Raw genomic sequence first — 6,885 nt, forward strand, 5'->3', positions numbered from 1 at the left:
GAAGGAGATCGCGGCATGACCAGACCACTCCCGTCCGGACGCGCGGTCGCGCGGTCCGGCAGCGGCCGCGCCCGGCCTCTCGGCCTCGTGCTCGCCGCCGCTCTCGCCGTCCCGCTCGGAGTGCCTCTCGCGGCCCCCGCGGGAGCTCTCGCCGCCGCTCCCGCCGCGGCCGCCGAGCCGGGCGACTTCTCGTCGTCGTTCGAGTCCGGCGACCCGGCGGCGCTGCCCACCACGGTGGCCGAGCGCGACGGCGCGCCCTGGCAGGCGAACGTCGGCTCGTTCACGGCCGGCCTGCCCGGGAGCGTCCTCGGGCAGCTGAAGGGCGTCACGGCGAGCGCGCAGAACCTGCCCAACGAGGGCGCGGCGAACCTCGCCGACGGCAGCTCGGGCACCAAGTGGCTCGCGTTCGCGTCGACCGGCTGGGTCCGGTACGAGTTCGCCGAGCCCGTCTCGTTCGTCGCGTACACGATGACCTCCGGCGACGACGCCGCCGGTCGCGACCCGAAGACCTGGACGGTCGAGGGGTCGAACGACGGGTCCACGTGGGCCGCGCTCGACCGCCGGACGGACGAGGACTTCCCGAACCGCCAGCAGACGCGCACGTTCGAGCTCGAGGCGCCCACCGCGGCGTACACGTACCTGCGCCTCAACGTCACGGCGAACTCGGGCGACTCCATCGTCCAGCTCGCCGGGTGGGACCTCTCGGCCGACCTGAGCGCCGGCCCGTCCGCGGCCCCCATGACGACGAAGGTCGGCACCGGGCCGCGCGTCAGCTTCACCAACAAGGCGGGCGTCGGGTTCTCCGGCCTGCACTCGCTCCGGTACGACGGCTCGCACCTCGCCGACGGCGAGACCTACGCGACGAACGTGCTCTACGACGACGTGGACGTCGTCGTCGGCGAGGACACGCGCCTGAGCTACACGATCTTCCCCGAGCTGCTCGACGACCTGCAGTACCCGTCGACGTACGCGGCGGTGGACGTCCTGTTCACCGACGGGACCTACCTGTCCGACCTCGGCGCGCGCGACGCGCACGAGACGGTCGCGACCGCGCAGGCGCAGGGCGAGGGCAAGATCCTCTACGCCGACCAGTGGAACTCGGTGCGGGTCGACCTCGGCGACGTCGCCGCGGGCAAGACCGTGGACCAGGTGCTGCTCGGGTACGACAACCCGGGCGGTCACGCCGGGACGAAGTTCGCGGGCTGGCTCGACGACGTCGCGATCACGGCGGAGCCGGCCACGATCGACGGGTCGAGCCTCGCCAACTACGTGGACACGCGCCGCGGCACGCTCGCGTCGGGCAGCTTCTCGCGCGGGAACAACATCCCCGCAACGGCGACGCCCAACGGGTTCAACTTCTGGACGCCGTACACGAACGCCTCCTCGCAGAGCTGGCTGTACGAGTACCACAAGGCCAACAACGCCAACAACAAGCCCGTCCTCCAGGGCTTCGGGATCTCGCACGAGCCGAGCCCGTGGATGGGCGACCGCAACCAGCTGACGTTCCTCCCGTCGACGGCGTCGGGGACGCCCGACGCCACGCTCTCGACGCGCGGCCTCGAGTTCGACCACGCGGACGAGACGGCGCGGCCGGACTACTACGGGGTCACGTTCACCAACGGGTCCGCGATCGAGGCGACGCCCACCGACCACGGCGCGGTGCTCCGCTTCAGCTACCCCGGAGCCAAGGGCCACGTGCTCGTGGACAAGGTGGACGGCTCCTCCAAGCTCACGTACGACCAGGCCACGGGCACGATCTCCGGCTGGGTCGAGAACGGCTCGGGCCTGTCCGTGGGCCGCACGCGCATGTTCGTCGCCGGCACCTTCGACCGTAGTCCGACGGCGGTCGGGACGGCGGCGGGCAACCGTGCGGACGCGCGCTTCGCGACGTTCGACACGTCGTCCGACAAGACGGTCGAGCTGCGCGTCGCGACGTCGTTCATCAGCCTCGACCAGGCGCGCAAGAACCTCGACCTGGAGGTGACGGGCAAGACCTTCACGGAGGTCAAGGCCGCCGCCGCGCAGGCGTGGAACGACCGCCTGGGGGTCATCGAGGTCGAGGGCGCGAGCGAGGACCAGCTCGTCACGCTGTACTCGAACCTCTACCGCCTCAACCTGTACCCGAACTCGCAGTTCGAGAACACGGGCACGGCGCAGGAGCCGGTGTACAAGTACGCGAGCCCGGTCTCCGCGACCACCGGCTCGGCGACGGACACGCAGACCAACGCGAAGGTCGTCGACGGCAAGATCTACGTGAACAACGGGTTCTGGGACACGTACCGCACGGCCTGGCCGGCGTACTCGCTCCTCTACCCGGAGCTCGCGGCCGAGCTGGTCGACGGGTTCGTCCAGCAGTACCGCGACGGCGGCTGGATCGCGCGCTGGTCCTCGCCGGGCTACGCCGACCTCATGACGGGCACGAGCTCCGACGTCGCGTTCGCCGACGCGTACCTCAAGGGCTCGCTCCCCACGGGCACCGCGCTCGAGGCGTACGACGCCGCGCTGCGCAACGCGACCGTCGCGCCGCCGAGCAACGCCGTGGGCCGCAAGGGCCTGCAGACCTCGCCGTTCCTCGGGTTCACGCCGGAGTCCACGCACGAGTCCGTGTCGTGGGGCCTGGAGGGCCTGGTCAACGACTTCGGCATCGGCAACATGGCTGCCGCCCTGGCGGAGGACCCGGCGACGCCGGACGAGCGCCGCGAGACGCTGCGCGAGGAGTCCGCGTACTTCCTCGAGCGGGCCACGCACTACGTCGAGCTGTTCGACCCCGAGGTCGACTTCTTCGTGCCGCGGCACGAGGACGGCTCGTGGGCCGTCGAACCGGAGACGTACAACCCGGAGGCCTGGGGCGGCGGGTACACCGAGACGAACGGCTGGAACTTCGCGTTCCACGCCCCGCAGGACGGCCAGGGCCTGGCCAACCTCTACGGCGGCAAGCAGGGCCTCGAGGACAAGCTCGACGAGTTCTTCTCCACGCCGGAGAAGGGCGCCGGCAACGGCGGCATCCACGAGCAGCGCGAGGCGCGCGACGTGCGCATGGGCCAGTGGGGCATGAGCAACCAGGTGTCGCACCACATCCCGTGGCTCTACGACGCCGCGGGCGCGCCGTCGAAGGCGCAGGAGAAGGTCCGCGAGGTCACCCGCCGCCTGTTCGTGGGCAGCGAGATCGGCCAGGGCTACCCGGGCGACGAGGACAACGGCGAGATGTCGTCGTGGTGGATCTTCGCCTCGCTCGGCTTCTACCCGCTCCAGGTCGGCTCGGACCAGTACGCGGTCGGTTCGCCGCTGTTCGACAAGGCGACCGTGCACCTGCCGGACGGCGACCTCGTCGTCAACGCCGAGAACAACTCGGTCGACAACGTCTACGTGCAGTCCCTCGCGGTGGACGGCGAGGCCCGCACCTCGACGTCGCTCTCGCAGGCCGACCTCTCGGGCGGTGCGACGCTGGACTTCGTCATGGGTCCGGAGCCGTCGGACTGGGGCACGGGCGAGGACGACGCGCCGCCGTCGCTCACCGAGGGCGACGAGCCCCCGACGCCGGTGCAGGACGCGACGACCGCGGGTCTCGGCACGACGACCGTCGCCGACGGCGACGCGACCACGAGCGCCGCGGCGCTCACGGACAACACGTCCGGGACGCGCACGACGTTCGCCACCACGACGCCGTCGATCACGTGGGCGGGCAACGGCATCCGCCCGACCGTCGGGTCGTACACGCTGACCTCCGGGGCGAGCGGGACGGCGTCGCCGTCCGCGTGGACCCTCGAGGGCTCCGACGACGGCGAGACGTGGACGACGCTCGACGAGCGGTCCGGCGAGCAGTTCCGCTGGGCCCTGCAGACGCGGCCGTTCACGGTCGCCGAGCCGACGGCGTTCGCGCGGTACCGGTTGACGGTGGCCGCGACGTCGGGCTCCGGCGCGCTGTCGCTCGCCGAGGTCGAGCTCCTCGCCGACCCGAAGGAGTCGGGGGCCGAGGAGCTCACCCTCTCGGCCGCGCCGGACCGTGACGGCGTCACGGGCCGCGAGGTCTCGGGCTCGTTCGCGACCCTCACCGGGGTCGAGGGCGACGTCGCGGCGCTCGACGTGCAGGTCGCGTTCGGCGACGGCTCCGAGCCGGTCGCCGGGACGCTGCGGGCGGGCGCGTTCGGCGGGTACGCGGTGGACGCCGCGCACACGTGGACCGCACCCGGCGTCTACCCCGTGACCGTCACGGTCTCGGGCGAGGGGATCGAGACCGTCTCGACCTCCTCGTACGTCAACGTCTCCCTCCTGCGCGAGGGCTCGCTGCTCGCCGCGTACGACAACGTCTGCATCGGCGACGCCGGGACGACGGTCGGCTCGTGCGACGGCCAGGGCGTGTTCTTCGACCGGGCGCAGCTCGCGGCCAAGGGCTTCGTCCAGGGCGAGCGCGCGACGGTGCCGGGCACGGACCTCGCGTTCGACGTCCCGGCGGTCTCCGCCGGTCAGCCGGACAACGCGACGGGCGACGGGCAGACCATCGAGCTCGACGTCCCCGCGGACGCGGAGCAGCTCTCGGTGATCGGCACGGGCACGGAGAAGAACCAGCAGGCCACCGGCACGCTGACCTTCGACGACGGCTCGACCCAGCCGATCGACCTGAGCTTCGGCGACTGGTCGGGCGCGGCCCGCAACCCCGTGTTCGGCAACATCCCCGTCGCGGTGACGGACAGCCGCCTCCGCGGCGGCAGCCCGCAGACCGGCACCCCCGCCGCGTTCTTCGCGACGGCGCCGATCACGCTGCCCGAGGGCAAGCGGCCCGTGAGCATCACGCTCCCGGACCAGCCGGGCGAGCTCTCGCGCGACGGCCGCATCCACGTGGTCGCGGTCGCGCACGACGGCACGTTCGCCGAGCACCCCGCGCTCGAGGTCACGGCCGCGGAGGGCGTGACGCTCGCCGTCGGGCAGACCACGGACGTGGCGCTCGCCCAGGTGGCCGGCGGCCGCGAGGGCGCCGACCTCCGGGCGGCGGTCACGTGGGGCGACGGGTCCGACGTCGCGGCCGGCACGGTGAGCGACGGGTCGGTCTCCGGCTCGCACGCCTACACGGCGGCCGGGACGTACACGGCGTACGTCGTGGTCGACGACGGCTGGACCAGCCAGGTGGTCGAGGTCCCCGTGACCGTGACCGAGGCGGAGCCGGCGCTCGCCGTCGACGTCACGGTGAGCACCCGCTGCCTCGCCGGCAAGGCGTACGTCGCGGTCCGCGCCGAGAACGGCGAGGACGTGCCGCTCGCGATCCGGCTCGTCACGCCGTTCGGCACCAAGGAGGTCGCGGCCGTCGCGCCGGGCGCCAACGCCTACCAGTCGTTCGCGACGCGGGCCGCGGCGGTCGAGGCCGGCACCGTCACCGTCGAGGCGACGCGCGGCACCGGCGACGAGGAGGTGACGGCGTCGATCCAGGCCGACTACGCCGCCGTGACCTGCGGCTGAACCCCTGAGCCCGCCCCGCCCCGCGTCCGACCGGGGTGAGGCAGGCATGCACCACCGGCGGTGCCCCGGGATGATCGTCCCGGGGCACCGCGCCGTACGGGCACCGCGCCCGGTGCGGCGCCACGCACCCAGCACGAGAAGGACCGAGAGATGACCGAGCACCCGACCGAGCAGCCCACGCCAGCGACCGACCTGCGGCGCTGGCGTCGCGAGCAGCTCGCCGACCTGCTGCGCTTCGGCGAGGCGTCGCTGCGCGCGGACGGCGCCGCGCAGTGGCTCGACGACGACGGGCGCCCCGACCTGTCGCAGCCGGTGCACACGTGGATCACGTCGCGCATGGCGCACGTGTACGCGTTCGCGTCGCTCCTCGGCGTGCCGGGGGCGGGGGAGCGGGCCGACGCCGCGCTGCACGGGCTACGGGCGGTGCTCGTCGACGCCGAGAACGGCGGCTGGGTCTCGTCGCGCGGCCCCGCGCGGCGCCCGGGCGACGGCCACGACCCGGCGGCGGGCGAGGCCGTCCCGGTGGACGGGACGAAGAGCGCCTACGCGCACGCGTTCGTGGTGCTCGCCGCGGCGTCGGGCACGATCGCGGGCCGCGAGGGCGCGCGCGAGCTGCTCGACGCGGCGCTCGCCGTGCTCGACGAGCGGTTCTGGGAGCCCGGACCGCGGATGCACGCCGACGAGTGGTCGCGCGACTGGACCGTGCTCGACGAGTACCGCGGCGTCAACGCGAACATGCACTCCGTCGAGGCGCTCCTCGCCGCGCACGACGCGACGGGCGACCCCGAGTGGCTCGCGCGCGCGGCGTCGGTCGCGGACCGCGTCGTGGGGTGGGCGCGCGAGAACGCCTGGCGCATCCCCGAGCACTTCGACGCCGGCTGGAACCCCCTGCCGGACTACAACGCGGACCGCCCCCGCGACCCCTTCAAGCCCTACGGGTCGACGCCGGGCCACGGCCTGGAGTGGGCACGCCTGCTGCTCCAGGTCGACGTCGCGGCCGGGACCCCCGGCGCCCGCACCGACGCGGCGGTCGCCCTCTTCGACCGGGCCGTCGCGGACGGCTGGGACGGCGAGCACGGCGGCGGCTTCGTGTACACGGTCGACTGGTCGGGCACGCCGGTCGAGCCCCGGCGCTACCACTGGGTCGCGGCGGAGGCCGTCGCGGCCGCCGACGTGCTGGGCCGCGTCACGGGCGACCCTCGGTTCGCCGAGGCCGCCGCGGGCTGGTGGGAGTGGATCGACGAGCACCTCGTCGACCACGAGCGCGGGTCGTGGCACCACGAGCTCGACACCGCCAACCGGCCCGACGGCGTCACGTGGGTCGGCAAGCCCGACGTCTACCACGCGGCCCAGGCCGTGATCCTGCCCGACCTGCCGCTCACCGGCTCCCTCGCCGCCTCGGCCAAGGCCGCGGGCAGCATCCTGGGCTGACGC

2 protein-coding genes are annotated in these 6,885 nt (G+C 73.6%); both read left to right on the forward strand.

The features are described 5' to 3' along the window. The first annotated feature begins 15 nt into the window (after nucleotides 1-15). A complete protein-coding gene (locus tag ACPCUX_RS11950) occupies nucleotides 16-5,451 on the forward strand; it encodes a GH92 family glycosyl hydrolase (RefSeq protein ID WP_423388823.1) in 5,436 nt (1,811 codons plus the stop codon). 150 nt (nucleotides 5,452-5,601) lie between these two features. After that, nucleotides 5,602-6,882, forward strand: coding sequence for an AGE family epimerase/isomerase (locus ACPCUX_RS11955; protein ID WP_076403698.1), 1,281 nt, complete (start codon nucleotides 5,602-5,604; stop codon nucleotides 6,880-6,882). Nucleotides 6,883-6,885: the final 3 nt, after the last annotated feature.

The sequence above is a fragment of the Cellulosimicrobium sp. AB352 genome, from assembly GCF_049538415.1.
In the GTDB taxonomy this organism is placed as follows: domain Bacteria; phylum Actinomycetota; class Actinomycetes; order Actinomycetales; family Cellulomonadaceae; genus Cellulosimicrobium; species Cellulosimicrobium funkei.

Coding starts and splice junctions, on each gene's coding strand:
- ACPCUX_RS11950 (WP_423388823.1), top strand. CDS start 16: ATGACCAGACCACTCCCGTCCGGACGCGCGGTCGCGCGGTCCGGCAGC.
- ACPCUX_RS11955 (WP_076403698.1), top strand. CDS start 5,602: ATGACCGAGCACCCGACCGAGCAGCCCACGCCAGCGACCGACCTGCGG.